The organism is Sphingobium sp., from assembly GCF_049304695.1.
Classification (GTDB): Bacteria; Pseudomonadota; Alphaproteobacteria; order Sphingomonadales; family Sphingomonadaceae; genus Sphingobium.
Window position 1 is genome coordinate 1 of the sequence record NZ_JBAQOK010000059.1, and the last position, 26463, is coordinate 26463.

Sequence of the window (26463 nt, forward strand, 5' to 3'; positions counted from 1 at the left end):
GTCCCTATCTGCCGTGGGTGTACGAGACTTGAGAGGATCTGTCCCTAGTACGAGAGGACCGGGATGGACACACCTCTGGTGGACCTGTCATGGCGCCAGCTGTGCAGCAGGGTAGCTAAGTGTGGAATAGATAACCGCTGAAAGCATCTAAGCGGGAAACTAACCTCAAAACAAGGTCTCGCTGAGAGCCGTGGAAGACCACCACGTTGATAGGCCAGGTGTGGAAGCGCTGTGAGGCGTGTAGCTTACTGGTACTAATAGCTCGATAGGCTTGATCGTTCTTCAGCCAAACCTATGCAAATGCTCTTTGTAGCATCAGACATACGATGTCTTCTTCGACTTGATATAACCAGCACCCCTCAGAAGGTGCTGCACGCATCCTTTTTGCTGACCTGGTGGCTATGCCGGGGGTTCCCCACCCGATCCCATTCCGAACTCGGTCGTTAAGTCCCCCTGGGCCAATGGTACTTCGTCTCAAGGCGCGGGAGAGTAGGTCGCCGCCAGGTCCGCCAAAAGGATATCGAACCCCAAGTCCAAAAACCCTGCATCACAATCCAAAACACCCTGACGCGGGGTGGAGCAGCCCGGTAGCTCGTCAGGCTCATAACCTGAAGGTCGTAGGTTCAAATCCTACTCCCGCAACCACCGAAACCGACATTCCACAAAGCCCCGACGCGAAAGCGCCGGGGCTTTGTGCATTCTCGGCCAATCGACACTGCTCGATCCACTCCAGGATCCTGCCAAACTCGCCGTAGAGCATGGCGTTGACCTCACCGCGCTTCGCGCCGGGCGTAAGCTCGATCCGCTCGATCAGCGCCCGCAACGCATCGGCGGCTTCCTGCCGCTCCTCCGGCTGCGATAGTGCGTGCGTCAATCGCTCGACTTTGCGCCGATAAATCTCGGAGATGTTGGGATGGATGTCAGGCACGTCGGCAGGGGCCGCAGCCAAACGAGCGCGGATCGCATCCTCCTGGGCTTCCAGCTCCAAAAGCTCATCGACAAGCGCGCGTGTGCCCTTGCCTTCCTTCGCGAGTGTCACGAGGCCCTTGATCGCCTTGAGGACTTTCTGCAGGTCGGTTCGATCGGCACTTTCTGACGCGCGGCGCTGGTGGTTGATCCGGTTGCTCTCCTCGACATAGGTCCGAATGGCCTCTGCTACGACCTCCGGGGTCATCATGCGATCGCGCAGACCATCAAGGACGCGCGCTTCCAGCTTTTCGCGCGTGATGCTATGCCCGTTCGCGCAGCTTTTCGTATCACCATGGTTCGAACAGGCAAACCGCCCCCGCCCGCGAAGGGAATAAGAACCTCCGCAGCAGCCGCAGTAGACCAGGCCGGAGAGAAGACTTTTTGGGCGATGCGTTCGATTAAGGGCTGTCTGAGCAGAGCGAGTTGCCGCAATGCCGTCGGCATATTGGATCGCGATATTCTCCTGCCTTGCCTTCACAGCCTGCCAGAGGTCTTCATCCACGATCCGCAGGTCAGGAACCTCGGTCACTATCCATTCGGATTTGGGATTGATGCGGGAAACCCGCTTGCCGGTTTGCGGGTTTTTCAAATAGCGCAGCCGGTTCCAGACAAGTTTGCCGATATACAGCTCATTGTTGAGGAGGCCTGTGCCGCGCTTGGCGTGGCCGCGGATCGTGGTTGATGTCCACAGCTTGCCCGTTGGGGCTGAAATCCCGGAGTCATTCAGACGGCAGGCAATTGCATGGGGGCTGAGCCCGTTGGCGAACTGTCGGAAAACTTGGCGAATGACTTCAGCTTCGGCGGCATTGATGCTGCGTTCACCGTGGACCGGTTCGCCCTCGCTGCTGAAACGCCGCACGACGTCGTAGCCAAAGCAAAGCCCGCCCCCCGATTTGCCCTTCTCGACGCGGCCGCGCAGACCCCGATGGGTCTTCTTCGCAAGATCCTTCAGGAACAGGGCGTTCATCGTGCCCTTGAGGCCGACATGCAATTCGGAAACTTCACCCTCGGCCAGGGTGACTATCTTCACGCCGGCAAACTGGAGATTCTTGTAGAGCGTGGCGACGTCGGCCTGGTCGCGCGACACCCGATCCAACGCCTCGGCCAGCAGAATGTCGAAGCGCCCCATCTGCGCGTCGTGCAAAAGTGACTGGATGCCGGGACGCAGTATGACGCTCGCGCCGGAGATCGCTGCATCCTTATAATTGGCGACAATCCGCCAGCCTTCGCGCGCAGCCTGTTCACGGCATATCAAAAACTGGTCGTCGATGGATGCAGGGCTCTGCTTATCGTCGGAATAGCGGGCATAAAGCGCTACGCGAGGCATTTGGAGTCTCCAGAGATGAGCTTTGGGGTCAGTCTACAGATTTGACCATGCTTGCCAATCTGAAGACGAAATCAAAATTGGACCGCGCTTTTATGCTGTCCCCCGGAATTCCGCCCCCTCACTGCACAGGGGGTCTGCGATGCCGGAATCGATAAGCGGGTGCAGTCTGTCTCCTGCTTATCCGGCGGGAGTCGACCAAGCCAAGTCGTTCACCAAGGTTGTAGCGAGTGTCCGGATCGGACAGGAGCCGTCCTTCGGCTAAGAGCGACAATCGGCGCACGGTCCTTCATGGCCGGTGGAATGGCCGGACCTTGGGACTTTCCTGCCAGACAGCTTCCAAGATCGGAACGGTCGAAAGCCGCCGTTTCTCGGTGTCACAACCGTTCGGTTTTGACTTTAGGTGGCACGCCACGTCGCCACACGATAAAGATATGCGGCGACCACCAGCCCGACGATGATGTTGGTAATCGGATTCAGGTAGGCGGCAACGATCCGGTATTGCCCTTCAAGAAGGTAGCCGGCCACTGCTAACAGTGTCGTCCAGAGCGCGGTCCCAAGCGTCGTGAACAGCAGAAAACGCGGTAGACTCATACCGAACACGCCTGCTGGTACCGAGATCAGCGTTCGCAGCGCCGGGACGAGCCGACCGAGCAACACGGCTTTACCGGAATGTCGATCGAACCAGCGGTCTACGCGGTCGATATCCCGTGGTGCAAGCGTCAGCCAGCGCCCGTGCCGTTCGGCCCAGCGCCGCAGCCGATCGGCATCAATCCACTTTCCAACATAGTACCAGAACAGCGCGCCCGCGACCGAGCCGCCCGCGCCGGCCATGATCACGCCGAACAGATTCAATCGCCCTTGCCCCGCGCCAAAACCGGCAGCGGGCATAATGATTTCGGAGGGGATTGGCGGAAACACATTTTCAAGAAACATCAGCGCGGCAATTCCAAGGTAGCCGGCTTCGTTAAGGAACTCGATTAGGCGATCGAACACAGGCAGTCTTTCAATGGTCGGGTGTCGTGGCGAGAAACCGGTTCAATTTACCCGGACCCGTTCTCACCAGGATGTTGGCCTGCGCGTTGTGGCAGGATCAGGATAAGGGCCAGGATGGCCGCCGCGAGCACTGCCGAAGCAAGCGGACGGCTGAAATCGAGCCCGCCCTTTGCGATCGGCTTGTCGAGGAAATCGCCTACGGCCGCGCCGAGCGGCCGGGTCAGGATGAACGCTGCCCAGAACAGGAATATCCGGCTTGCCTTCGTCCAGAAGTAGAGGCCAGCGAGTATCGCCAGCATCGCGCCGAAGATCGCTGCTGCGCCCAGATAGCCGAGGCCCCCGGTATCCGCTGTCCAGTCGCCGAGCGCCGTGCCGAGCGTCTGCGAAAAGGTGATGGTGAGCCAGTAGAACAGCTCCGCCTTGGGTTCCCGCACGGTATCGACCGAGATCGAGCCCAGGGTGCGATACCAGGCGAACAGGGACGCCAGCACGCATACGAACAGCAGGGTCGAACCTCCGGGATAACCGATGCCCAACGACCGTGTGGCGAAATCCGCCATCGTCGTTCCCGCGGTGGTCGATGCGATGATCGTCCCCCAATAGAGGAACGGGTGGAAGCGCGTCGCCGCTACCTGCCACCAGACCAGCGCAATCAACGCCGTCAGGAAGATCGCGGTGCCGACAAGATAGCCCAGGTTCATCGACATGCTGACGGTATCGCCAGCGGTTTCGCCGAGCGTCGTCGCCAGAATCTTGATGATCCAGAAGCCCAGCGTGATCGCCGGCACCTTGCTCAGGAGTTCGCGCCTGTCGCCGATCGTCATCATTTTTTCCCAACTGGTAGTTCGACGACAACCCCAAATCCGGGCGGCGCGAGCAGCGAAACCGTGCCCCGGTGCGCGGTCGCGACCGCAGCGACTAGTGCCAGCCCCAGGCCATGACCTTCCGACGATCGGCTACGTTCCGCGCGCGCGAACCGCTGGAACAGCCGGGACGCATCTTCGGATGCTACACCGTGTCCATCATCGGCGACCGTTAAGCGAGCAATGGCGTCATCACGCTCCAGCTCGACGCGAACCGTCGTCCCAGGGGGGGTGTGGCGAAGCGCGTTGTCGAGGAGATTGGTGACAAGCTGTTGCAGCAGCCGTCGATCGCCCATCGTCCATATCGCGGGGGCTATCGCTGTGACGAGCAGATGGCCGCTTGCTTCCATATCGGGGCGGTAGGTGTCGACCAGTTCCTCAACCAGTTGATCCAGCGCCACATCCTGAAAATGGGTGCGAGGTGACAATGCTTCCACCTCCGCAATGCGCAGCAATGCTCCGAAAATATCGAGCAGTTCGCGTGATTGTGCGGCAGCGGCCTCGATCGCTTGGCGTTTCTCGTCCACGTCCCGTGCCGATAGCGCTTCATCGAGCCGGTTATGCAGGCGGGTCAGCGGGGTGCGCAGGTCGTGGGCTACGTCGCTCGACACCTGGCGCAGGTTGTCCATCAGTCCGCCGATCCGGTCGAGCATCCGGTTGAGCGTCGCCGACACGCGATCGAATTCGTCACCCGCGCCGGTGAGCGGCATACGTCGCGCCAGATCGCCATCGATGATCGCGAGGGCGGTGCGGTCGATGTGCGCTAGGCGCGCGCGCGTCACCGCACCCACCAGCCAGGCCCCGCCGATACCGAGCAGCAGCATGACGCCGAATGCGCCCGCGAACAGCTTGAGCAGCGTCGCATCCATCTCGTCAATCACTTCGCGATCGGCCGCGACGACCAACCGGCTGTTGTCAGGCAATCGGGTGGTCAGGGCCTGTGCGATCCTGTGTTCGCCGTCCCGCCGGTAATGCAGAAATTCCAGATAACCCGGCAAGGTAGGGGCGGTCGCGTCGAGCGACCCCGCGACACGGCGACCCACTGGGTCGACCAGCAGGTATTCCAGACTGGCGGTGCTTCGCGCCGCCTCGCGCCGACGGATTGCCATCGCAACGCCCGTAGGACCGTCGTCGCCTTCGTCGATCAGCGCGCGGGTTTCGATCGCGACCCGGTGATCGAGCTGGATCTCGAGCGCTTCATGCGTCACCTCATAGGCGACGACCCCGATGATAAGCGTCCCCAGCGCGAAGAGGGACGCGACGAGGGCGACAAGCCCGAAGGTGGATCGCCACGGGCGGGTCATCACGCGCCGCGGATCATGTAGCCAGCACCGCGCACGGTCTCGATCGCATCATCGTCGAACCCGGCGTTGAGCTTGGAGCGCAGGCGGCTTAAGTGCGTCTCGACGATGTTCGTCTTGGGGTCGAAATCGAAATCCCAGACCCGCTCCAGCAGCATCGTTCGCGTCATGACCCGGCGAGGATTGCGCATCAGCTCGGCGAGCAACGCGAACTCGCGCGGTTGCAGCACGATCCTACGGCCGTCGCGGGTAACGAAGCGTCGATGAAGATCCAGTTCGATCCCACCAATTACAAGCACGCTCGCCTCGGTCTGGGCAGCCGGACGCCGCCCGAGCGCATGAACACGCGCGGCAAGCTCGGAAAAGGCGAACGGCTTGACCAGATAATCGTCGGCACCGCCTTCCAGTCCTTCGACGCGATCAGCGATGCCACCCACGGCGGTGAGCATGAGGGCCGGTGTCATGTTGCCCGCCGCACGCAGCGCCTTGATAAGTGACAGTCCATCCAGCCCAGGCAGCATCCGATCGACGATCAGCGCGTCGAATTGGTCCCCAGTCGCCTGAAACAGCCCGTCGCGACCATCGGTGCTGGTGACGACGTGATGTCCCAATTCCGCAAGCCCGCGGGCCACGAAGCGGTTCGTCTCGTTATCATCTTCTACGATCAGGATTCGCATGGCTGCCCTTCTAGCCCGCCGGACCGTTCGTCTGCCATCCCCCACCCAGCGCCCGGAATAGCGCGACCTGGGATTGCGCCACGGTGAGATCGGACTGTGTTTGGGCGAGCGCGGCTTGCGCCCGCGCCCGCTCGGCATCGAACTGGATCAGCGAGGCGGCATCCCCAAGCCGAACACGGGCGGCTGCACGGCGGGCGTAAAGCGTAGATTGGATCCGCGCGGCATCGAGCGCACGATTGCGGCGCACCTCGCCATCATAGACGGCGAGCGCGGTTTCGACTTCGCGCAATGCCCGCAATACCGCCACATCCCAGCCGGCGAGCGCCGCGCGTTCTGTTGCGCGGGCCTGTTCCAGTCGTGCTCGCGCTGGGGCCTGATTGGGGAAGGCCCAGCTTATCAGCGGTGAAGCCGTCGCGACGAAGCCACCCGTCAACAGCCCGACTGCACCACCCAGGTTCACGCGCGGGTAGAGATCGGCATGGGCGACCCCGATCCGCGCCGCGGCAGCGGCGAGGCGGCGTTCGGCTTCGCGAATATCGGGGCGACGCAGCAGTAGCGCCTGTCCTTCGCCCACGGGCACCGCCGCGCGGAGCTTCGGGGGCGCATTGCAGGCGATGTCGAACCCGCGCGCTTCAGCGGGGGGGCGGCCCTGCAAGGTTGCGATCCGGTACAGGGCATTCGCGCGCGCCGCCTCGAACGGGGCCAGCGTGGCGCGGGTGGATTCCAGCAGGCTGGCGGCCTGCGCGACTTCGAGCGGCGATACCTCGCCAGCGGCAAGCTGGTCACGTACCACGCCAACCGAGCGTTCCTGAACCGCGACAATCTCGCGCGAGACATTCGCCGCACGGGTCGCACCGCACAGATCGACATAGGCGAGCACCGTATCCGCCACGACCGCGACGCGCAGGGAGTCCAGCGCCGCAGCCTGAGCGTCAGCATCGGCCCCCGCCGCCAGCGCGGCCGAGCGCAGGCGGCCGAACAGGTCGATGTCCCAACTTGCGGTCAGGGCGAGATCGTAGTCGGTGGTCGGCACGTTCGATGACGCGCTTGGCTGCGTCGCGCTGTTGTCGATCGTGCCCGCGCTTTCGATCGTGGTTTGCGGCAGCCGCGCGGCGCGCGCCTGCCGCAGTGCCGCGCGCGCGCCGTCGAGATTGGCATAGGCGACGCGCAGATCGGCATTGGCGGCGAGGCTTGCCTGGACCAGTCGATCAAGCGCCGGATCGTCGTACAGCCGCCACCAGTCATTCGGGACCGGGCCGATCGCCGCGGTCGGAAGGTTTGCGAAAGCACCTGTGGCGGACGCGGGTGGGATCGTCGGCGGGGGCAGAGGCGCAGACATGCACCCCGCGACCGCGAGCGCGGCGATCGGAGCAAACCGGCGGATCATGCGGGAACTCCGGCAAGTGGGGCATCGGGCGCGGGCTTCTCCCGTCCGAAGCGCGCGTATAGCGCGGGCATCAGGAACAGGTTGAGCACGGTCGAGGAGACAAGTCCGCCCAGGATGACGATCGCCATCGGATGCTCGATTTCATGGCCCGGCGCGTTGCCGGCGACGATCAGCGGCAGCAGCGCCAGACCGGCGCACGCCGCGGTCATCAGGATCGGCACCAGTCGTTCCTCCGCGCCGCGCAGGATCAGACGCGGGCCGAAGTCCTCGCCCTCGAACCGGCGGAGATGATCGTAGTGCGACAGCAGCATGATGCCGTTGCGCGCCGAAATGCCGATGACCGTCACGAACCCGACCAGCGAGCCGAGCGACAGCACGCCGCCCGTCAGCGCCACGCCGACTACCCCGCCGACCAGCGCGAACGGCAGGCTGGTCGCTACCAGCGCGGTGATCCGCGCCGAGCGGAACTCCAGCCAGACCAGCAGCAGGACGCCGAGCAGGCAGAGCAGCCCCGTCGTCCAGAGCCGCTGGCGTGAATCACGCAGCGCCGCGTATTCGCCCAGCACCTGGGGATGGTATCCGGTCGCGAACGGCATCTGACCCACAGCCGTTTCGACAGCGCGCGCGACCGTGCCGAGGTCCGCACCGGCGACATTGAGCGTGACGTCGATCCGGCGCTCACCGTTCTCGCGCTTGATCTCGTTCGGGGCAGGCATGATGCGAATATCGGCCACGTCGCGCAACCGTACCGGCGCGCCCGCGGGCGTCTGGATCATCATGTCGGCAAGCGCATGGACATCGCCGCGCACCTTAGGTTCGCCCCACAGCGCCACGTCGAACGCTTTTTGGTCGCGGTAGATTTCGCCGACCTTCTGCCCGGCGACCAAGGTTTGCGCTTGTCGCCGTACTTCGCCCGCGGTGAGGCCCAGCGTGGCGAGATCGCCAGGCCGGGGACGAACCTGGATTTGCGGCACCAGAACCTGTTGCTCGACTTTGAGATCGGCAACCCCGTCGATCGCCGCCACTTTGGCGCGGATACGTTCGGCCGCGGCACGAAGCTCGATCTGATCGGGACCGAAGATGCGGACGACCACCGTCGCGCCTGCGCCGCTCAGTACTTCCTTGATGCGCTCGCGCAGATAGGTGAGCACGTCGCGGTAGAGGCCGGGATAGCCGTCGATCACTTCCTTGATGCGCGCGACGCTGGCATCATAATCGACATTCTCGTCCAGGCTGATCCACAGCTCGGTGAAGTTCGGGCCGACCACTTCATCTGCGGCCTCCGCACGGCCGATATGTGCGCCGAAGTTGCGCACGCCAGGAATCGCGCGCAGCTCCTTGGAGGCACGGATCGTGATCCGGTCCATCGCCTCGATCGACGTGCCGGGCTTCTCGACGAAGTGCATCAGGAAGTCGGTTTCGCGGAAATCGGGCAGGAATTGGTCCTTGAACCCGGCGTAGCCGACGCCTGCCAGCAGCAGGCCGCCCGCGACGATCCCCATCGCCAGCGCCGGTCGCGCCACCATCCGCGGCAGCACCCCGGCGTAGCGGCGTTTCAGCGCCCCGACGAGCCGCGTGTCACGCTCTGCCTTGAGGGGCGCGTTCGGCAGCAGGAACAGGCACATCGCCGGCGTCACCACCAGCGCGACTAGCAGCGACGCGGCGATCGCCAGCACATAGGCGATGGCGAGCGGTTGGAAGAACGTGCCCGCCACCCCGCCCAGGAAGAAGATCGGCAGGAACACCAGCATCACGATCAGCGACGCGAACACCACCGCCGATCGCACTTCCAGCGAGGCGGACAGCACCACGTCGAAGTTGGAGCGCGGGTTGCCCGCCTCGCGATTGAGCCTCAGTCGGCGCGCGATGTTCTCCACGTCGATGATAGCATCGTCGACCACTTCGCCGAGCGCGATGACCAGCCCCGCGATCACCATCGTGTTGATGGTGGCACCGCTCCATAGCAACACCAGCCCCGCGCCGAGCAGCGACAGCGGGATGGCGACCAGGCTGATAGTCGCCTGCCGCCAATCGCGGGTAAAGATGAACAGCACCACGGCCACGAGCAGGCAGCCGATCGCGAGCGCGCGCGTCAGATTGTCGATCGAGCGTTCGATGAAGGTCGCAGGGCGGAAGATCGTCGTATCGACCTTCACGTCGCGCAGGCCCGGCTTCAGCTCACCGATCGCGGCCTCCACGTCACGGGTAAGCTGGAGGGTGTTGCCGGTCGGTTGCTTCTCGACGATCAGCATCAGGCCGGGCCCGTCGTCGATGATCGCATTGCCGATCGGCGCGGCGAAGCCGTCGACCACGCGGGCGACGTCGCCGATGCGGACCGCCGCTTCGCCGCTCTGCTTGATGACCGCATGTGCAAGATCGGCCGAGGACTGGATCGCGCTCGTCTGCTGCACGGCGAGCCGCTGGGTTGCCGTATCGACAAAGCCGCCCCCACCGACCAGCACCGCATCGCCGGCCGCGGTGCGCAGTTCGGCGAGCGTCACGCCGGCCGCGCGCAGCCGGTCGGGATCGACCAAAACCTGCAATTGGCGGTCGCGCAGACCCCAGATTGCGACGTTTGCGACGCCCGGCACCGCCATCAGGCGCGGCCGGATCGTCCATCGCGCCAGTTCGGAGAGCTGCATCTGATCGAGCTTTGCCGACGATATGCCGATCTTCATCGCCCGACTGGTTGACGACAGTGGCGGCAGCATCACCGGGGGACGCGCCGCGGCGGGCAACCGCGCCTGCACCTGTGTCACCCGCTCCTGGACGAGCTGGCGGGCGCGGATCACATCGGTGCCGCGATCGAACAGGATCGATACCGACGACAGGCCCAGCACGGACTTGGACCGTAGCGTCATCAGATCGGGGACGCCGTTGACCGCCGTTTCGATCGGTACGGTAATCAGGCTTTCCACCTCTTCGGTCGAAAGACCAGGCGCTTCGGTCTGGATCTCGACCATAGGCGGTGCGAACTCGGGAAACACGTCGAGCGGCACATCGCCGGTCGCGCGTAGCCCAAGGACGACCAGCAGCGCAGCGAGCGCGAGGACGAGAACGCGCTGGGTCAGCGCGGCACGGACCAGCCAGGCGAGCATCAGTGCGGCGTCCCGAACTCGGTCCCGAACAGCTCGGCCGCCCCGTCCGTCACGACTTCGGCACCGCGCTCCAGGCCCCGCGACAACAGCGCACGGCCGTCCGCGACGCTCGCGACCTCAATCCGCTGCCGGACATAGGTGTCGGGCGCAGTCTTCCGGTACACCCATTCGCCGCCATAGATGTCGCGGACGATCGCTGCGGTCGGGACCGACAGTCCATCCGCCCTCCCGCCAAGCGGCAACGCCACGGAGACGCGCTGGCCGACGCGGTAGGCACGGTCCCGATTATCGAGCGCGAAGAACAGATCGACGGTGCCCGCGACTGCATTGGCCGAGGGTGGGGCCTGGACCGGGCGCGCAGCGCGCGGAGCGGCGCGATTGTCGCCGAGGGGGCGAACCGTAGCGGTGCGACCGCGTTCGATGGCGCTCACGTCGGTGCCGAACACAGGCACCCGCACCCACAGCGTCGAGAGATTGCCCATAGACGCGATCGAGGGACCGAGCAGCCTGCGTTGCGCGCGGGCCGCATCCAGTGCTGCCCGCGCGGTGGCAAGTGCCGCCGCGGCTTCGTCGCGCCCTCGCACGCTGCCCGCCTCCTCGCGCACCAAGGCGTCGGCGCGGTTATAGGCAATGACGGCGAGCCGCACTTGCGCTTGCGCCCGCGCGACCTCGCCTTCGGCCGCAACCTGACTGACCCCGATTTGAGCGAGGTTGCTCGTAGATCCCGTTGGCACACCGGCCCCGCCGGTTGCCGGCACGACGACCTCCCCGCTCGTCTCGCGGACTTGCGCGGCCGAGCCATCGCCAATTCTTACCGTTCGGATGCCGAGACGCTGTTGCGCTTGCGTTGTGAGGGTGAGCTTCAGCAGATCGCTTTCGTGAGCGACCGCCTCCGCTTTCGCCGGGGGAGCCGGGGGAGCCGGATCACCGCCGCAGCCCGTCAGGACCGCCAGCAGGGGCAATGTGGCGATCGAAAGGTATCGGATAGGCGTCATGCTACGACGGTAGCAGCCTCATGTTGGCGGCAGCTTGGGGCGACTATACAAAATCCCAATGTTCGGCAGGAAGCGATGAGCTGGTGTCACAACCGGTCGGTTGTGACACTGCAGAACCTACCACGGTCGTCCAAGGGTTTGCGTGTGTCAGAACCCCGGTTCAGAATATTCGCTCCCGAGATCGGAAACGTGCCTCGCCTATGACTGCCTTTGGGTCGGAAGCTGCCGAAAGACTGAACCGCCGCGAACGGCCGGTTTGTCCCACAACCCGGCGTTCGCCCCTCCGATATCGACCCTTCCCGGGCATTCAACGATCCCACCTCCAGATTCCAAAGGCGGACATTAGGTTAACGAACACGGGCTTCTGCCAGGCGTTGCATCAACCGGATTTGCGCTTGGTCCTGACCTTGGGAGCAGGCAATTCCTGGGATGTGATACGAACGATCTCGGCAAGCCACTCACGGTCATCCCATTTTTCCGCGTCGATCAGGAGACAGGGCTTTGCACCGGGATATGGAGGGGCTTCTTCCGCACCGGCAGCGAATGCCCGCCCTCCAACTGTGGGCTTTACGAATAGGTGGTCGTCGCAGACCAATGCGACCATTTTCCCATCGCAATAAATGCCAAACTCGCCAAACATTGCCTTGGCTGAAACGGTGCTGCCGCCTGCCATCTGCTCGACAAGGAATTCAACGGTTTTACGATCGGACGCCATAAGGCGATATCGCCGGTCCTGATGAAAAGGTCGAGGGTCAATCGACCCTTCTTTGCCATTCACGGGTAAATTTTCGATACCCAGGTCCGGACGGTCCGCTACTTGAATGGCTACGCCCAAGAAGCGCCGATTGCGGATCGTCAGCTTCTAGCAGCAGAAAGGCGGAACCTGCCGTTCGTGGCGTTCACTCAAATTCTAGACCTACTTGGCGCCGGAATTTTATTGACCGACCAGTCATCCGCGACCGGTCCGCTTAGAGTGCTATGTTCGTATGCCCTTGTGTCGATGTGTAGGTTAACCGGCTGTCCTATTTCATCGGACGTAGGCGACCTGTCAGGACCAGACGCTGATGTCCATGCGCGATCGGACATAGAAGTCCACTCGGCTGCCATTGCAAGTAGACAGAAATCGCCACATATTGCGTTCAACGAGGTAACGCAACATGGTCAAAATCGTCTCATCTATCGAGCCTACCAAAGTCTTGCCGATCAAACCAAAGGCCGACACCCGCAAGGCGTCGGAGAAGAAATACGGCAAGCCGGTCATGGACCTGGGTTTCTGTATCGTACCATCGCTGCTGATGCAGGCGCAGGCACGCCTTGGCATTAACCCGGTGCAGTTCAACATAATTATGCATCTGGCCGACATCTGGTGGGACGTCGCGCAACGGCCTTGGCCGAAAAAGCAGCTGCTGGCTGAGCGCATGGGTATGAGCGAGCGGCAGGTGCAGCGTCAGATAGCCGAGCTGGAAAGTGCCGGCCTTGTTCAGCGTATCGAGCGCACCCGGCCTGGGCGCGGCAAAACCAGCAACGAATACGACCTGTCCGGTCTGGTGAAGCGATTGAAAGAACTGGAGCCAGCGTTCACTGAAATGAAGCAGGAGAACCAGAAGCGCCGCAAGGCGGTTTCCCTGCCCAAGCATCGCCGGGTCTCGGCGTAAGGTTTAAAGGTCGCGGTCCACAGCAGACTTTCAGGACATAGGACATGGCGCTTCGACCAGAAGCATCGGCCCCTTCCATAAGGGCAGGATGACTCCGCCACGTCCTATGTTCAATTATGTAGTGCTGTGCGCGGTATTTGCGAGAGTTTCTTACCGTAGCAGTCCGTCCAAGATTCCGTGTCGCAGGGGCACTCTGACATATTCGTTCGCCCGGCCATAGGCGTAGGATAGGCTAAAGGTTCATCTAAGGGGTACCCATGGTCAAGATTTCCGGTCTCAATAAACTGACCCGCACACTCAACGACGCCCAGAAGGCCATCGCCGCGATCGACGGCGAACTGGGAGCCGTCAATTTCAATCCCAACGATCCGGGTAGCATCGAGGCGGCTATCGCCCAGATGGAAGCAATGATCGACGAGCGCCTCGGAGGCTACGCTTCCAATCCCATTGTCGCGCCGATGATGGAAGGGATGAAGGAGCGCTATCGTGACGCAATTATTGAACGCGCCGCGCAGGCCCGTGTGGAAGGCGATAGCGACCAATGAGCCACAGTCCTGATCTGTTTGAACAAATCAATAATGCGGTGCTCGATCTTCAGAGCGCCCAATATCAGAGTTACGATCGTCCGCTGAAGACGCTGGCGCATTTGCTGAAGAACCCGGATTTGGCGCCCTACAACGTGCAACTGACCGATGGGCTGGACCTCGATGCCTTCTTGGCTGAAAATGATTCGCGTGGTGGCATGGTTGGTGGTGACAAGCTGGCCTGGCCGGTCGAACCAGAGAAAGTGTTAGGTCTAACTCTGCTACTCATTCAGCGATTCGCGGAAAAGCCGCACGACATGGCGAGTTTCGGACACACCTACTATTACACTGGCCGTAAGATCATCGGCGATGTTCGCGCCGTTACATCCCAGGTCATCATCCCCTTCGCACGAGATTATAAAGCCTATGTCATGAGCCACGGCAGCTCTGCCCCAGCACTGGCGCGCCCTTCGTCACACAATACCAAAGTGTTCATCGTCCACGGGCATGACGGCGAGGCGCGCGAGACGGTTGCCCGCTATCTGGAAAAAATCGGGTTTGCCCCGATCATTCTGCATGAGCAGGCCAATCGCGGCCGCACCGTCATCGAAAAGGTGGAGGCCAATAGCGATGTGGGTTTTGCCGTCGTTTTGCTGACCCCGGATGACGAAGGCTGTAAAAAGGGAGATACCCCAGAACCACGTGCCAGACAGAATGTGCTTCTTGAACTGGGCTACTTTATCGGGAAGCTGGGCCGCGACCGCGTGTGCGCTTTCCAACGCGGTACGGTGAATATTCCGAGTGACTTCGCCGGAGTGGTTTGGACCATGATGGATGAGAGCAATGGCTGGAAGCAGGAGCTGGCGCGCGAACTTTCGGCTGCCGGTTACGCGATTGACTGGAATACTGTCATGAAGTGACCAAATGCCCGCACACGTCGAGGCGGGCGTTGAGCCGCGGCGACTATCTCTCGCTGATGCGCAAGGAGGGTTTGCTGATCGAGGTGCTGTGACCGCCGACCGTCTGGTTGGACATCATTCCTCGTTCCAGTGGCGCCGTCGTTGGGCCACGTCGCGCGCCGCCCTTCGCTGTTCCCACGCCATATGCTGGGCAAGCTCGCGCGCCCGGTCCCTCGCATAAGCCCGCACGCGCGGCCTTGCATCGTCGCGATAACGCTCGATCAGCTCCTTGCGCCGGGCATGCGCCTCGACGAAGCCGAACTCACCGGTCACGACACCGGTCGCGCCCAGCATATCCGAGACTCGGTTGAGGAGCTTGTCGCCCGGCTCGAGGCGATCGACCACCTCCATCGCGACGGGATACAGCTGTTCGTCCCCCTCATAGGGTGCGAGGCTCTTGAGGATGAACTTCAGATCTCGCTCATCGCCTCGCCGGGCGAGGTCGGTGAGCTGTTCCGAGACCGCATCGGTCAGCTTGGGAAAAGTGTGCTTGAGAAGCCGGCCGCCGCGATATTCGTGGAAGCTCGGCTCCTCGTCATACCATTGACGCACCGCCGGCAGGAGGAGGTCCGCATGGGGTGACAGCACCTTCGCCAGATCATGCGGTTCGAACGGAACCGGGTCGAAGCGATCGCGGGATTCGCCGCGCTCTCTCCCCAAGCGGGTGCCGAAAAAATCTATGATCAGCTGCGGATGCCGGCTCCCGACATCAACCAGCAGCCGCACAGCCCGATAGTCGAGCATTGGGATGTCGATGAACGAGGTCAGCAGCACATCGGCTTGTTCCGGGGTCAGGTCCCGGAGAATTTGCCCATAGCCGTGCGCGTGGAAGCTGCCGATCCAGTGGGGCAGCCGATGGTCGGACGCGTAGCGGGCGACCGGTATCAGCACGAGCTCGATTAGAGCCGGATCGGCCGCGCCATGATACCATTTCGCCGCGATCGTTGCCGTGCTCACCACCGAGACCTGTTCGTCCCGCTCGATTGCCTTCGACACATAGGCGGTCAGCCGCTCTATGTCAGGAGCCGGCTTGCGGTTGAGATAGTCGCCGATCGCCGAAAGGTAGTGCCCGTCCGCAAGCCAGCGATCGATCAACGCCAGGGCCGCATCCAGGCGCCCCGCGCGCTCAAGCCCAGCGAGAATGTCGGAGAGAAAATAGGAGCCCTGCTCGCTGACACCCTCTGCCATCAGCAACCCGACCTCGGGTTTCTGTTCGGCCAGAAGGCCAAGGAAGGTACGCATCGGCATGAAATGTCCGCCATCGAAGCCGACGGCATCGCTATAACGGTCGATGCGCGCCTTCCATTCCGGAACAGTTTGAGCTGTCACCTCGGCGATGATTGCTGGGTAGCAGTCACGCCGCCACTCGTCTGTCGCCTCATAGTCGAAATGGTCGCCGTCCCAGGCCCCGGGATGGACGCTGTCGTGCCCGATCAGAGTCTTATAGAGCATGAAGTCGGGATCGGCGGCGAGCTGATCGCGCAGGTCGAGCAAAGCGTCGATCAACGCCCTCTGCGCTTCGACGAGTTCGGGCTTCTCCGCCAGGGTCGGCGGCAGGACATGGTAGCGATAATGGGTATGGAGCGCGTCCACCTCACGGCCGCGACGCAATTCCAGTCCCCAGTGCGGCGCGCGATCGAGAATGAGGCGCGCGACGCGAACGCCGTCCTCAAGCAGCATCAGCATGAGCTCATCGCCGCCCTGCATGGGCATGGAGTCAGCCTTGCCAAGCGCCTGCAGGATCGGCAGCCGCTCGGCATCGCTGGCCGCGGCATCAAGCCACTGTTCCAGCTCGGCGATCGACCTGTTCCGCAGGGCGCGTAGGACGTCCGACGGCCGAACTGCACCCTGGTGGATCATCACGCTGTCGGAGCGCCACGTCGCGCCGCCGACTTCGGCCGAAAGGACATGCGCCAGCATCGCCACAAGCAGCGGGCGCGCCTCGACGATCGCGTCGCCGTCGAGCCGATCCAGCTCGTCCAGGATTACCTGCTGTGCTTCCGGACCATATTGCTTCCAGACAGCAAGATTATGCTTTGCGAGTTCCTCGCCGGCCTCGATCCAGAGCCGTCGCTCATCCTCTTTGCGCGCGCCTTGGTAAAGCCGAACCAGCGCATGGAAGGTGCGGTCGGGCTCGAAATAGCGGTGCGAGCGGATCAACTGGGCGACCCGCCACGCGACATCGTGACCGGACTTCCCGGGAAGTTCACCATGCTCCCATCGAATGGGAATGACCGGATAGTCGCGCGATCGCTCGACCGCATCTATTAGAGCCTCGAGCCGGACTGAAAACTCTGCATCGGGCTCGTCGAAATGTGGCAGGACGAGATCGGTATAGGTCTCGAGCGCATCCTCGAGTTCGTTGTTATTGTCTGCGTACTCGATCGTCGCGATCATCGCTTCCGAAGCGCCATCGGCCCGTAGCAGCCGGCCGAAGTCGCCCGCGATCTTGTCGAAATCATGCCCGGCCGGAATCAGGTGATCCTGCATGACCTTGTTCATGCGTTCGCCGATCGCTGCCATCCGCGCCTTGCCGACATGAGTGAGCTTGGGCTTCTTGTAGATGGTGTCGTGCCCCATCTCGGCCCAGGCATGATTGAGGAGCGTTTGAATCTGGATTTCGGCGCTGAGGCCCTCGAATTGGCGATATTCCGTGAGCGCCAACCGCTCCGGCTTCAGCCGGACCAGGTAATTGGTGCTGTCAAACAGCTTCGTCTCGGTATCAGTGCCCGGCACCGGGTGATGGACGTTAACGCTCAGCACCTCGAAATTCTCGTGGAGTGCGCGGGTGTTATTGAAGGCGTCGACCTGGGAATTGGTCAGGAACACGACCCGACATCCTGCCAGATCCTTGATCTCGTCCATCGGCTGATCGAGCCCGATTTCGCGATCCCCTAGCTTTTTACGAAGTGAAGCAAACTCCTTTGCTCGGCCGGTCAGCCCGTGCGCGACCATCTCATGCTGGGCGAGCGCATGCCGAAGAATGTTTTGCACTGCGTCAACGAGCGCGAGATAGCGCCCGCGCCCGCCCTGCTGATAATCCTCGAATGTCATTCGCCCCCCATCTACTGTGCCAGACCGTCCCGTTACTCACACGATTGGCTAATAGCATGCGTCTCACAGTCCTCTACCCCGAAGTGATGCCGCACATTGCCGAGTTTGCCGCGGGGTTGATGCCTGTTCGTCTGGGCGATGATGAGCGGCTTTCCCTCGTCGTGAAAACGCAGAAGGAAGCGATCCTTGCCGCCCAGATGCACGGACTGTTCGCCTTCTACCTGCCGGCGCTGCCCGCGTCCTCGGGCACAACCACCTCGCTCATCACCGCGTTTTTCGATGACGATGACGAGCCGCTCGCCATTCGCACGCCCTTGTTCGGCGATGATGCCTTCTCGCAGGGCATCATCGAGATCCTGAAATATGACGAGGTCGACGTCTATTTCTTCGACGAGCACAATTACGAGTGGATGAGCTATCGAACGGCTCTGGAGGATAATGGAAGCTGCCTCATTGGCGACAAGAATATCTGCCTGCTCGGCTACCATCCTGAAACGGTGAAGAGCATCCACGCCGTGTTGAACGACTGGTTCGGTGCGCGCACGGCCGAGGATGACGAGCGCACGATCCAGGCCGTGTTCAAGGAGGCGCTATCGCCGGGCGATCTTTTCGTCCTCGACATGACGCCGGAAATGAACGGCTATCACGGCGGCACCGGCTTCCGCCACGACACGTTGACGAGAACCGATCCCGGTTATCATCAGGAGCGGGACATTTCGGCATGCCTGCTGCGAGCCTTTGAGCCCGGCCAAATCATCATGAACCCCAGGCGCAAGGATAATTGCAAGGAAATCCTCGATCATCTGGTCCTGACCGACGAGCTGGCGATCCTCGTCCAGGCAAAGGACAGTCCAACGACGGAAGCCGGGATAACCCGAACGCTCCAGCGCAAGCGACTGGCAACCCATAACCAGATCGACGCGGCGATACGGCAGATCAACGGAGCCGCCCGTTACCTGGATCGCGACGGCGCTGCGAAGCTGGTCGTTGTCGGACAGGATATCGATGTCGACCTCGGCGATCGGCGCGTCATCGGTCTCGCGATTGTCAAGGAGAGTTTCGACGATGAAGGCACCGCCTATGCGGCAGCATGCGCGAAGATGGCGGGCCTTTCCGGGGGCGGCATGGTGATGGACTATAATTCCTTCCATGCCTTCACCCATCGCTTCGCGTCGCACGATGCCTTCGTGGAGGCGCTTGAGAAGCTCATAGCCCATGTGCGGACTAAAGGATGGATTCGGGTAAAAGACGAAGTGTTTGACGCTATTCTGGATTGGATAGAGCGTTACCGCGCCAACGGCTCGGAAGGCAGCGACACCCCCAGCCTGTGAGAAGGCATGCGCGAAGTTGTAGGCGCGCCGATTAACTCCGTGGGGCGATGGCCAGCTGCGCGAGCGGGACGCACTTTTCCCTCGTCACAAAATCAGTGTGGCGCGCTTCGGAGGGCTGCATGTAGAGAATGTGGAGCGGCAGGCACTCGCCTGCTGCCTGCATCTCCCGTTTGAGTTGGGACAGAGCGTCGCCGCCGAGGCCGACGATCAGGATGTCGATATCCTCGCCGATCCCGCGCAGGGTCGAACCGAACATGTATGACTCAAACTGCCCCAGCGATCCGCAACAGCTCAACAGATGGGCGGCAACCTCACCGGCGGTCATCAGGCCGTTCTCAGATATTCCCTCAGTTCGTCCCATTTCATCACCTCGCACCCAAGCTCTTGCCCAGCGTTAATCGCGTCGGGCGAAGGATTTCCGTTAGGATTGATGTTCCAAACGGTGTCGACGGGCCCGAAGTCGTCCCAAAGGCTGCGAACGGCCTCGGCGGTGGGTTCATAATCTGCAATCATGCCGATCCTGACACTGGTCCCGCTTTTGAGCGAAACCCGGTGGATACGATCATATTCCCGGATCACCTCCTGCACCTGACCATATTGACGAAGGAGCCTGTCAGCGAATTTGTACACCTTGTGGGACGCGCTATTCGCATTTCCATCGAGCGCGGCCGAGCCGAGGGTTCCGAGGCTTCCCCAGCCGATGCCGGCGTCTTCGAGATACTGGATGGCTTCACCGTACCAGACGCAGGTTTTCCGATAGCCACACAGAAAATCCAGTTCGGGATACTTCTCCCTGTAACTCGCCGCCGTCGCCGCACCGATCTCGTTTGCGGCCGATATCGCAGCCGATACGTCCGGCTGATCCGGCGTCGCAATCCGGATCAGCTCGCCCTCCACATGCTCCGCGGTTGACCGCGTCTCCTTGGCAATATTGGCGAGCGCGTATTTGACCTGCCAGTTCAAGAAAAAATGCCTTCCATCGTTTCGGGGAAACGGATTGCGCGGCCGGCGACGCCGCAGACGTGGCGTTCCGACAGACCACGAACATGTTCCTGATATTCTGCAAATGTCCGGCGTTCGTCGTCAGTGGCAAGCCCCAGGTTCGCCTTGATAATCGCCTGAGCGTGATAGTGGTTGGGGAGGATGACGCTCCTCATCCGCTGCCTCCAGGCTTGGGAGGCTTCGGACTCCGGATCATACTCGAATTCGGAGCCATGCTCGGGGGCGAACTTGTCCCAGATTGCTTTGTTCTCGGCCATCACCCCGACGACGGCAGCTCTTACCTGAGCGCGATCTTCATAAGTCCTGATCCCTTGCTGTGAGGCCAGGTTAGCGAGGTGGTTCTGCTTCCACTCCAGGAGGATGGTGCGCGGGAAACCAACGGGATCCTTATCGATCTTCGTATGGCACGTCGGGCACAGCAAGATCAGGTTTTCAAAGGCGTCGGGGTCGAAATCGCCAGCCGGTCTATCTCCATGACGCGGTCCGGCCTCGCCATGCGGAATGACATGCGCCATTTCAGCAATGTGCTTGTCCCCGCCCAGTTCGACCGGGAAAAGAGCATCGAGGCATTCCGGCTTCTGACAATAACCTGCTGCTTCGGAAAACAACCGAAGTCGTGTAGCCACCGGTAATGCCTTTCGGTCTGCCATCAAGAAACCTCATCTTTTTGCTCACGGCCAACATAGGAATGGCCGCATGATCGTCAGCAGTCCAGCTTCCTTCGGTTGAAAGAATGGCGAGCGTATTTTGGCCTCCGATCAGCGCGGCAAGCCAGATGAACGTACGGCAGGTTCCAAGATCAGGAATTTAGGTGCTGAAAGGCCAGAAGAGGGCGCGAAGCGGCAACGCCGCACCACGCCGAAAATGTCCGCTATCCTATTGGATTTGCTCTGAAGCGGACCGGGCATAAAGTCCCACTTATGCATTCACCCCGCTCTCATTTAAAACCCTTAACCTGCGCCAAAGATGCAGCATACCCTGATCGTTGTGCCATTTCGCAAGACGCTGCAACAGGCCCAGCCCACTGACCCGGACCCGAATACACCGGAGACTGCTGTATAAAGTCCAGCTCAGATATCGTCGCTAAGACAAAGGCCTCGTTCCCACAGCCAGGCTTCTATCTCGGCAAGAGTGACCTTGCCCGAATTGCCTACATTCATTATTTTACCGCGCGTCAATGTTGCAACCCGCTCCGGAAGTAGCCGGTCGCGCTCAGCAGGGTCCGCTTCCGGCTCGATGACTAAATATCGTAACACGTTGTTGGCCCGGCCTGACAATGCGGCACGGTTGGTTTGAATAGCTTCTTCCCGGGCACGCAACTCTTCACGTGACATGACATCGCGCACCCGGCCGATGCTGATCCCAAATGCTGCGGCAATTTCGCGCTGTTTCATGCCTTTGGCTTTCATGGCAATCATACGCTTTCCGCGCTCTTCTGCATCTCTTGGCTTCTTCCTGGGTTGCCGCATCGCAGGGCGTTTCACCTCGATTACGCGAACACCGTCCCAGAAGCGGATGGTGTGCAATGACGCAGATCTGATCGCATCCATTGCCCATCTTTTCGCAGCGTCAACATCTGGCACATCGACCAGCCTCATTGATGGCTCGCCATCGTCGGAAACTAGATAGAATGCAAACGCTGGCACAAGTTCGTCCTTAGGAAAGACCGTGATTTTCAGATAAAATCATCCTGTGGGCAAGATCGCAATTGCACCGCCGTACGGCGCAAAAATACGCCGACACAAGCAAGGAATAGCGGCATATTTGCCGCAACATTCGGCCGACAATGGTTCATCTGAGATTGAAAGGGCTGGACACGCAAACCTCATTCGCACGATTTGGGCGGGACGTCGGTGCGCTTTTCTCGCTGTTGTCGTTCCTGATCAAGTTCACGCGCGATCTGACGGCCCAGGAGGCGCGCAAGTCGCAGGATGGCGGCATCCGCTTCGGTAGAAAGACGGGGAGGTGCATCTCGATTGGGCCGCTTCTTCTTCATTGCGGCCATGTCCAGGATTTGAAGTACGCCCAGTTGTTAGAACCGTAAAACAAAGCTCGATGGAGGGCAGGAGGAAAGGAGGGGGCAAGATGATTGCGGTGGCTATGGGCGATCGGTCCACGGTGATCAGGGCGGATCGGTTTCCAGTCGGATGAACCTGTGCTATTTTTCCAGATGGAAAGGCTCTGCAAATGCAGGATGTTGATCATGTTGAGCAGACAGATGAGGCAGGCTCGCCATCGCCGCGCGCTGCCGATTGGTTTTGGCGGCCATGGTACGCGAAGCTCTACTGGGTAACGGCGCTGCTGTACTGGATTGGCCTGGAAATCATGATAACCATCCCGTACGATCGGATTAATACGTCCGTGGCTACCGCGATGGTGCTGCTTATCTTCATCTTCAATCCGATCACGGTCGTGGCGGTTCTCGGTTATGGGTTTTTGAAAGCCAAGGTTTCGTGCGGCGAATGGGTGATCACGCGGGGACAGCCTTCGCAAACGCCGACGATGGATCCCTACACTGATCCGTTTGATGCTCGGTCCGGTTTCCGCCACCTTCGCCATCTCGGCGTGATCAAAGACTGACATCATGGATCCCTCCGCTCCTTAAAGCTGGAATCTCCGTCCGCCATTCCATTGTCGCGATCGAACAGCAGTCGACCGGAACTAAGAATCGAAGACTGCTCGATTGATGTTATTGGGCCTGTGACATCAACAGTCCCACGACCTGCATCCGCTTGCCTCAAATATCGGTTGCGCAAGCCATCATCACCAAGCACTTGCTCACTCAGATATTTCGCAAAAGTCTCTTCTGGTCTGCTGGTTCGAGCAGCGGCCTTTTCAGCCGAAGCAATTGCTTCCCGAACGTCGTAATTTACAATATCGATTGATGATTGCGCGGATACGGCGGCGCTTCCGCGATCCACAATATCCATTCCGACCTTGCCCGTGAGCGAACCGGCAGCGCTTCCTCTACCGCTGCCCTTGTGGTCCTTGCTTCCACCGTCGGCTCCTACAGCTCGTGCTGCCGAAGCGGTAAGATCGCCCGATATGGTCTGATTGTCTGCAGTTTGATGTTCTGCCATCCGCGATAGCGATCTGTTCCACCCTGTCTGAACCATAATCGCGGTGACGTCGCGCTCCAGCGTATCAGCGACCTGCGGTTTCAGCCGCCAGTCACCCCGCCGATCCATCTCGAACCCGCCGCGCAACCAGTTGGCCATGGCGGTCTGGCCTTGCGCGCCGCTGCCCAGGAAATGCTCGATCGTATCTGGCCCCGCCTGTTTGCCGGCTTCGAACCGCGTGCTGGTATCGTTGCGCGCAGACTGGCTGAACCCGGTGCTGCTGGAGACGAGCAGATCATTATGCGCAAAGCTGAACCGGGCATGCCCCCCATTGGCGATAGCGCCAAGCTGGCTTTCGTTGATCAGTCCCCCGCGCCACATCTGCGCGGCCAGTTCTGGCGTCAGGTTAAGGCCGATGTCGCCATTCTGGTCCATGGCGATCTGGCGCTTCGACATCTCCACACCATGCTCGCGGAGCAGTGCCTGGGTGCGGGTGAGCCGCTCCTTGTCGACGATGCCGGTCAGTCGCTCGTTGCGCGCACGATCGGCGATGCCTTCTGCGCCGCCTTCAGCCATATCGACCTGGTTTCCGGCAGTGCCCGCCAGCGTGCGAATGAAAGAATCCAGGCGCGCGGCTTCGCGAACCGATACACCAGCGGCAGCGGCGCCTTGTGCAAAACCGGCATTGTCTGCCTGGCGCCGTTGCTCACCGATCTGGGCCGAGCTGCGCACGCCATCAGGACCGATCTCGCGCTGGGCATCAAGCTTGCCCGACCGCTCGGCAAAATCATAACCAGCAGCCTCGCGCGTGCGGCCATAGACACTCGTGCCCTCGCGCGCGGCTTGCGCTGTTGCTCCGTCGGCAGTGCCGACCTGAACAGCGGCATTATAGCTTTCCAGCGCGCGCAGCACCTGGGCCTCGTTGCGTCCGGTCGAGCGTGACAACTGGCTGATCGCGGTCGATCGCGCTTCGCCGGATAGCGCGTTGATGAACCCGATACGCCGGCTGGTCTCGGTGACGGAGAGACCGAGCATCCCGGCGGCCTCGCGCTGCCCCTGATTATGTCCGGTACGATGCGCCTGTTCCGTCGCGACATTGCCGCGTTCGACCTCCGCAACCCTGTCGCCGGCATAGTCGCGTCGTCCTTCCATCGCGCCAACCTGCGTCTGCGCGGCAGTCAGGTCATTGCGCAGCATCTGTTCCTGATCGAAGGCGTTGGCCGTGATCTTGGCGAAGGTCGGATCAGCACCGGCCTGGGCGATCACGGTCGACGCCTTGAGCGCCGCATCCTTTGCATCATAGCCGCTGCGCTCAAAATGCCGCTGCGCGCCCGACTGCATCATCTCATAGGCTTGGCTGTCGCCGAACGCCTTCCACTGCACCATATTCTGCGAGAAGGCGGCAAAAGCGCGTTCGCCGCCCTGGCCTTCGCCGAAGTAGCTCGTGCCAAGCTTGCGAAGTGCGTCCCCTTGCGCAAAATTGTGGATGGCAGAGGTCGCTGCATTGGCCCGGATGGCGCTGGTCGTGGCAGGATCGCTCAAATCCCGCCCGGCAAGGGCAGGGGAAAGCCCGCCCAGTTCCCGTGCGGCATCGGCCCGGCCAAGCCCGAACGCCGCCGTTCCGGTCGCGCCGCCACCATGTTCGCCCAGTACCGATCCGGCAGACGCGAAGGCGCGGTCGAGTCTAAAGCTGCTGCGCTCGCCAAAATCGCCAAAGCCTGACGATGTGGAACGCCGGGCCATCGTACCGCCGGCCGAAGCCTGCGCTTCGAGCGCGGAGGCATAGCCCTCGCTTGTCCCGACCGTTGCTGCCGCCATGCTGCCCTGGCCCTGGACGCCGAGCATGCCTGACGTGAACGCGGTGAACATATTGCCCGAGAAGCGGAACACGGTGAACACGAATGCGCCCGCCAGGCCCGCCGCTGCGGTTCGGAAAGACCCGAAGATGGCGAGCGCCTTCATCGCTGCCGACGGCGCAAGGATCCAGCTATCGGCAGCCACGTTGGTCGCGCGCAGTTCGGCCAGCACATCCATCGCCCGGCCCAGAGTAAGCTGGTAAATGCCGGCATCGATCACGCCCCACAGCGCGACGAACACGAACAGGCCGAGCGCGAAGCTTGCGACCCGCAGGTTGATCGGCGTCAGGATGAACAGCAGCGCGATCGGCATCATCATCAGCATGATCGCAAACACCGAAGCCCGGATGGTCGGCATCCACGCATTGGCCGTCGAGAGCGTGGCAAGGCCGTTGGATTCGATCGCCCGGTTCGCCATGACCCGCGCCGTGGCTGCAGGCGAATCCTCGAACAAGACATCGCCGACCGTCTGACCGAGCAGGATGTTGGTGAGGAACGTCTGCCGGCTCATGGATTGGCCCAGCATCATGTCGCCCAGCGCATCGATCTGCTGGCGGCAGCGATCGCGCTGGCTCGCCTGGTTCACATCGAACCCGGTGCGGGCGCAGACCTGATCGCTGTAAGCGTCGAACGCCGTGGCATCCGACAGACGGTCGGCAATATGGTCCCAGGCTGCATCGCAGCTCATCGTCGTCCCGCCTTTGTCGCTCGCCGTGAACACGGTCGAGAAGGTGGCGGGGCCAGCCATAGCCGCAAAGGAAGCGGGGAGGTCAGTCGAGGTGCGGAACAGCTGATCGTCATCGATGCCATAGGCCGGCGAGACACGTGCGACCGGATAGCATTGCCGCACATAATCCTTCACCGTTGCATCAAGGAAGGTGTCTATGATCGGGCTGCGCGGCGAGACTGCGTTGAGGAACAGGTCGAACGCATGGCCGCCAGCGCCAAATTCCAGCTTGGCATTAGGATCGGTGGTGTTGTCATCGATCGTTTCAGCCAGCGCCCGTTCCATCAGGTTGGTGACACCCGCGACCAGCACGATGAGATTGGGAACGTCGCCGACCGGCTGATAGGCATTGCGCACCCTGTCATAGATGTGGACGGTACCGGTCGTGGCGATCATCCCGGCGAACAGGCCTATACCGACCAGCATCTGGAAGCCGAAGGCAACCAGGCCCATGCCCGAACCCCGAATGCTGGCGATAACCGCGCCAAGGCCAATGCCGACCACCGCGACAATCAAAACCAGTGTTTCATAGCGCGGATCACCGAAGATCATCGCCACCAGGTGAAACGCGTCGACGGTTTCGGAAAAGCCGTCCCATGTGTGATAGCTGGCATCGATCGCCAGCGCGGGCGTGGCGGCGAGCAAGCCGAACAGGACGCATGCCAGGCGGATGAGATGACGCATGG

The 26463-nt window shown here is 61.6% G+C and carries 21 protein-coding genes, 1 tRNA gene, 2 rRNA genes and 1 pseudogene; 10 read left to right on the forward strand and 15 right to left on the reverse strand.

What is annotated here, in order from left to right; genetic code table 11:
• The 4 genes from WA070_RS09045 to WA070_RS09060 form a co-directional block, all read left to right on the forward strand.
• Window positions 1-279, forward strand: a 23S ribosomal RNA gene (locus tag WA070_RS09045); the annotation flags it as partial.
• Between the two features lie 112 nt (window positions 280-391).
• A 5S ribosomal RNA gene (rrf, locus tag WA070_RS09050) occupies window positions 392-506 on the forward strand.
• Between the two features lie 62 nt (window positions 507-568).
• Window positions 569-645: transfer RNA gene (locus WA070_RS09055), tRNA-Met, on the forward strand.
• A gap of 46 nt (window positions 646-691) precedes the next feature.
• Window positions 692-862 carry a hypothetical protein gene (locus tag WA070_RS09060; protein ID WP_422633758.1) on the forward strand — a complete coding sequence of 57 codons (171 nt, stop codon included), beginning with the start codon at window positions 692-694 and terminating at the stop codon, window positions 860-862.
• A 381-nt stretch (window positions 863-1243) separates the two neighbouring features.
• On the opposite strand, the pseudogene WA070_RS09065 reads toward WA070_RS09060, so the two are convergent.
• From WA070_RS09065 to WA070_RS09105, 9 genes and pseudogenes are all read right to left on the reverse strand, one after another.
• A pseudogene (locus WA070_RS09065) lies at window positions 1244-2296 on the reverse strand (recombinase family protein); the annotation flags it as partial.
• Between the two features lie 396 nt (window positions 2297-2692).
• Window positions 2693-3289 carry a DedA family protein gene (locus tag WA070_RS09070; RefSeq protein ID WP_043151646.1) on the reverse strand — a complete coding sequence of 199 codons (597 nt, stop codon included), beginning with the start codon at window positions 3287-3289 and terminating at the stop codon, window positions 2693-2695.
• 47 nt (window positions 3290-3336) lie between these two features.
• Window positions 3337-4116, reverse strand: coding sequence for a hypothetical protein (locus tag WA070_RS09075; protein WP_235955226.1), 780 nt, complete (start codon window positions 4114-4116; stop codon window positions 3337-3339).
• Window positions 4113-5456: a sensor histidine kinase gene (locus tag WA070_RS09080; RefSeq protein ID WP_088190102.1), complete on the reverse strand. Its 1344-nt coding sequence runs from the start codon at window positions 5454-5456 to the stop codon at window positions 4113-4115. Before WA070_RS09080 ends, WA070_RS09075 begins: the two co-directional genes overlap by 4 nt.
• A complete protein-coding gene (locus tag WA070_RS09085; RefSeq protein WP_043151647.1) occupies window positions 5456-6130 on the reverse strand; it encodes a response regulator transcription factor in 675 nt (224 codons plus the stop codon). Before WA070_RS09085 ends, WA070_RS09080 begins: the two co-directional genes overlap by 1 nt.
• Before the next feature lie 10 nt (window positions 6131-6140).
• Window positions 6141-7517 carry an efflux transporter outer membrane subunit gene (locus WA070_RS09090; RefSeq protein WP_088190101.1) on the reverse strand — a complete coding sequence of 459 codons (1377 nt, stop codon included), beginning with the start codon at window positions 7515-7517 and terminating at the stop codon, window positions 6141-6143.
• Window positions 7514-10615 carry an efflux RND transporter permease subunit gene (locus tag WA070_RS09095; protein WP_169575105.1) on the reverse strand — a complete coding sequence of 1034 codons (3102 nt, stop codon included), beginning with the start codon at window positions 10613-10615 and terminating at the stop codon, window positions 7514-7516. The genes WA070_RS09090 and WA070_RS09095 overlap by 4 nt, the downstream gene beginning before the upstream one ends.
• A complete protein-coding gene (locus WA070_RS09100; RefSeq protein WP_235955225.1) occupies window positions 10615-11349 on the reverse strand; it encodes an efflux RND transporter periplasmic adaptor subunit in 735 nt (244 codons plus the stop codon). The genes WA070_RS09095 and WA070_RS09100 overlap by 1 nt, the downstream gene beginning before the upstream one ends.
• A gap of 640 nt (window positions 11350-11989) precedes the next feature.
• On the reverse strand, window positions 11990-12445 hold the full coding sequence (locus tag WA070_RS09105) for a TfoX/Sxy family protein (RefSeq protein WP_422633759.1): 456 nt from the start codon (window positions 12443-12445) through the stop codon (window positions 11990-11992).
• 322 nt (window positions 12446-12767) lie between these two features.
• Between WA070_RS09105 and WA070_RS09110 the strand changes: the two genes are divergently transcribed.
• The 3 genes from WA070_RS09110 (at window position 12768) to WA070_RS09120 (ending at window position 14709) form a co-directional block, all read left to right on the forward strand.
• Window positions 12768-13265, forward strand: coding sequence for a helix-turn-helix domain-containing protein (locus WA070_RS09110; protein WP_169575104.1), 498 nt, complete (start codon window positions 12768-12770; stop codon window positions 13263-13265).
• A 257-nt stretch (window positions 13266-13522) separates the two neighbouring features.
• Window positions 13523-13810, forward strand: a complete 288-nt coding sequence (locus WA070_RS09115; protein ID WP_169575103.1) for a hypothetical protein — start codon at window positions 13523-13525, stop codon at window positions 13808-13810.
• The gene (locus WA070_RS09120) at window positions 13807-14709 is read left to right on the forward strand and encodes a TIR domain-containing protein (protein ID WP_169575102.1); all 903 of its coding nucleotides are present in this window, start codon (window positions 13807-13809) and stop codon (window positions 14707-14709) included. The genes WA070_RS09115 and WA070_RS09120 overlap by 4 nt, the downstream gene beginning before the upstream one ends.
• Window positions 14710-14823: 114 nt before the next feature.
• On the opposite strand, the gene WA070_RS09125 is transcribed toward WA070_RS09120, so the two are convergent.
• Window positions 14824-17802, reverse strand: coding sequence for a RelA/SpoT domain-containing protein (locus WA070_RS09125; protein ID WP_169575101.1), 2979 nt, complete (start codon window positions 17800-17802; stop codon window positions 14824-14826).
• 56 nt (window positions 17803-17858) lie between these two features.
• Between WA070_RS09125 and WA070_RS09130 the strand changes: the two genes are divergently transcribed.
• Complete coding sequence (locus WA070_RS09130) at window positions 17859-19133, forward strand: hypothetical protein (RefSeq protein WP_169575100.1); 1275 nt, start codon at window positions 17859-17861, stop codon at window positions 19131-19133.
• A gap of 31 nt (window positions 19134-19164) precedes the next feature.
• On the opposite strand, the gene WA070_RS09135 is transcribed toward WA070_RS09130, so the two are convergent.
• The 4 genes from WA070_RS09135 to WA070_RS09150 all read right to left on the reverse strand — a co-directional run bounded on the left by WA070_RS09135 (window position 19165) and on the right by WA070_RS09150 (window position 21733).
• Window positions 19165-19458 (reverse strand): hypothetical protein, encoded by a 294-nt coding sequence (locus tag WA070_RS09135; RefSeq protein ID WP_169575099.1) that lies wholly within the window; start codon window positions 19456-19458, stop codon window positions 19165-19167.
• Complete coding sequence (locus tag WA070_RS09140; protein WP_169575098.1) at window positions 19458-20096, reverse strand: hypothetical protein; 639 nt, start codon at window positions 20094-20096, stop codon at window positions 19458-19460. Before WA070_RS09140 ends, WA070_RS09135 begins: the two co-directional genes overlap by 1 nt.
• Window positions 20093-20743: an HNH endonuclease signature motif containing protein gene (locus tag WA070_RS09145; RefSeq protein WP_422633760.1), complete on the reverse strand. Its 651-nt coding sequence runs from the start codon at window positions 20741-20743 to the stop codon at window positions 20093-20095. The genes WA070_RS09140 and WA070_RS09145 overlap by 4 nt, the downstream gene beginning before the upstream one ends.
• 462 nt (window positions 20744-21205) lie before the next feature.
• The gene (locus WA070_RS09150) at window positions 21206-21733 is read right to left on the reverse strand and encodes a hypothetical protein (protein ID WP_169575096.1); all 528 of its coding nucleotides are present in this window, start codon (window positions 21731-21733) and stop codon (window positions 21206-21208) included.
• A 203-nt stretch (window positions 21734-21936) separates the two neighbouring features.
• Between WA070_RS09150 and WA070_RS09155 the strand changes: the two genes are divergently transcribed.
• Both WA070_RS09155 and WA070_RS09160 read left to right on the forward strand, forming a co-directional pair.
• Window positions 21937-22179, forward strand: coding sequence for a hypothetical protein (locus WA070_RS09155; RefSeq protein WP_422633761.1), 243 nt, complete (start codon window positions 21937-21939; stop codon window positions 22177-22179).
• 143 nt (window positions 22180-22322) lie between these two features.
• Window positions 22323-22715, forward strand: a complete 393-nt coding sequence (locus tag WA070_RS09160) for a hypothetical protein (protein WP_120252699.1) — start codon at window positions 22323-22325, stop codon at window positions 22713-22715.
• 2 nt (window positions 22716-22717) lie between these two features.
• Here the strand turns inward: WA070_RS09160 and WA070_RS09165 are convergent, their stop codons facing one another.
• Window positions 22718-26461, reverse strand: a complete 3744-nt coding sequence (locus WA070_RS09165; protein ID WP_169575094.1) for a conjugal transfer protein TraG N-terminal domain-containing protein — start codon at window positions 26459-26461, stop codon at window positions 22718-22720.
• Window positions 26462-26463: the final 2 nt, after the last annotated feature.

What these genes read in the sequence shown, in the direction of transcription:
- WA070_RS09075 (WP_235955226.1), bottom strand. Translation starts at nt 4,116, where the DNA reads ATGATGACGATCGGCGACAGGCGCGAACTCCTGAGCAAGGTGCCGGCG.
- WA070_RS09080 (WP_088190102.1), bottom strand. Translation starts at nt 5,456, where the DNA reads ATGACCCGCCCGTGGCGATCCACCTTCGGGCTTGTCGCCCTCGTCGCG.
- WA070_RS09085 (WP_043151647.1), bottom strand. Translation starts at nt 6,130, where the DNA reads ATGCGAATCCTGATCGTAGAAGATGATAACGAGACGAACCGCTTCGTG.
- WA070_RS09090 (WP_088190101.1), bottom strand. Translation starts at nt 7,517, where the DNA reads ATGATCCGCCGGTTTGCTCCGATCGCCGCGCTCGCGGTCGCGGGGTGC.
- WA070_RS09095 (WP_169575105.1), bottom strand. Translation starts at nt 10,615, where the DNA reads ATGCTCGCCTGGCTGGTCCGTGCCGCGCTGACCCAGCGCGTTCTCGTC.
- WA070_RS09110 (WP_169575104.1), top strand. Translation starts at nt 12,768, where the DNA reads ATGGTCAAAATCGTCTCATCTATCGAGCCTACCAAAGTCTTGCCGATC.
- WA070_RS09115 (WP_169575103.1), top strand. Translation starts at nt 13,523, where the DNA reads ATGGTCAAGATTTCCGGTCTCAATAAACTGACCCGCACACTCAACGAC.
- WA070_RS09120 (WP_169575102.1), top strand. Translation starts at nt 13,807, where the DNA reads ATGAGCCACAGTCCTGATCTGTTTGAACAAATCAATAATGCGGTGCTC.
- WA070_RS09125 (WP_169575101.1), bottom strand. Translation starts at nt 17,802, where the DNA reads ATGACATTCGAGGATTATCAGCAGGGCGGGCGCGGGCGCTATCTCGCG.
- WA070_RS09130 (WP_169575100.1), top strand. Translation starts at nt 17,859, where the DNA reads ATGCGTCTCACAGTCCTCTACCCCGAAGTGATGCCGCACATTGCCGAG.
- WA070_RS09135 (WP_169575099.1), bottom strand. Translation starts at nt 19,458, where the DNA reads ATGACCGCCGGTGAGGTTGCCGCCCATCTGTTGAGCTGTTGCGGATCG.
- WA070_RS09150 (WP_169575096.1), bottom strand. Translation starts at nt 21,733, where the DNA reads ATGAGGCTGGTCGATGTGCCAGATGTTGACGCTGCGAAAAGATGGGCA.
- WA070_RS09160 (WP_120252699.1), top strand. Translation starts at nt 22,323, where the DNA reads ATGCAGGATGTTGATCATGTTGAGCAGACAGATGAGGCAGGCTCGCCA.
- WA070_RS09165 (WP_169575094.1), bottom strand. Translation starts at nt 26,461, where the DNA reads ATGCGTCATCTCATCCGCCTGGCATGCGTCCTGTTCGGCTTGCTCGCC.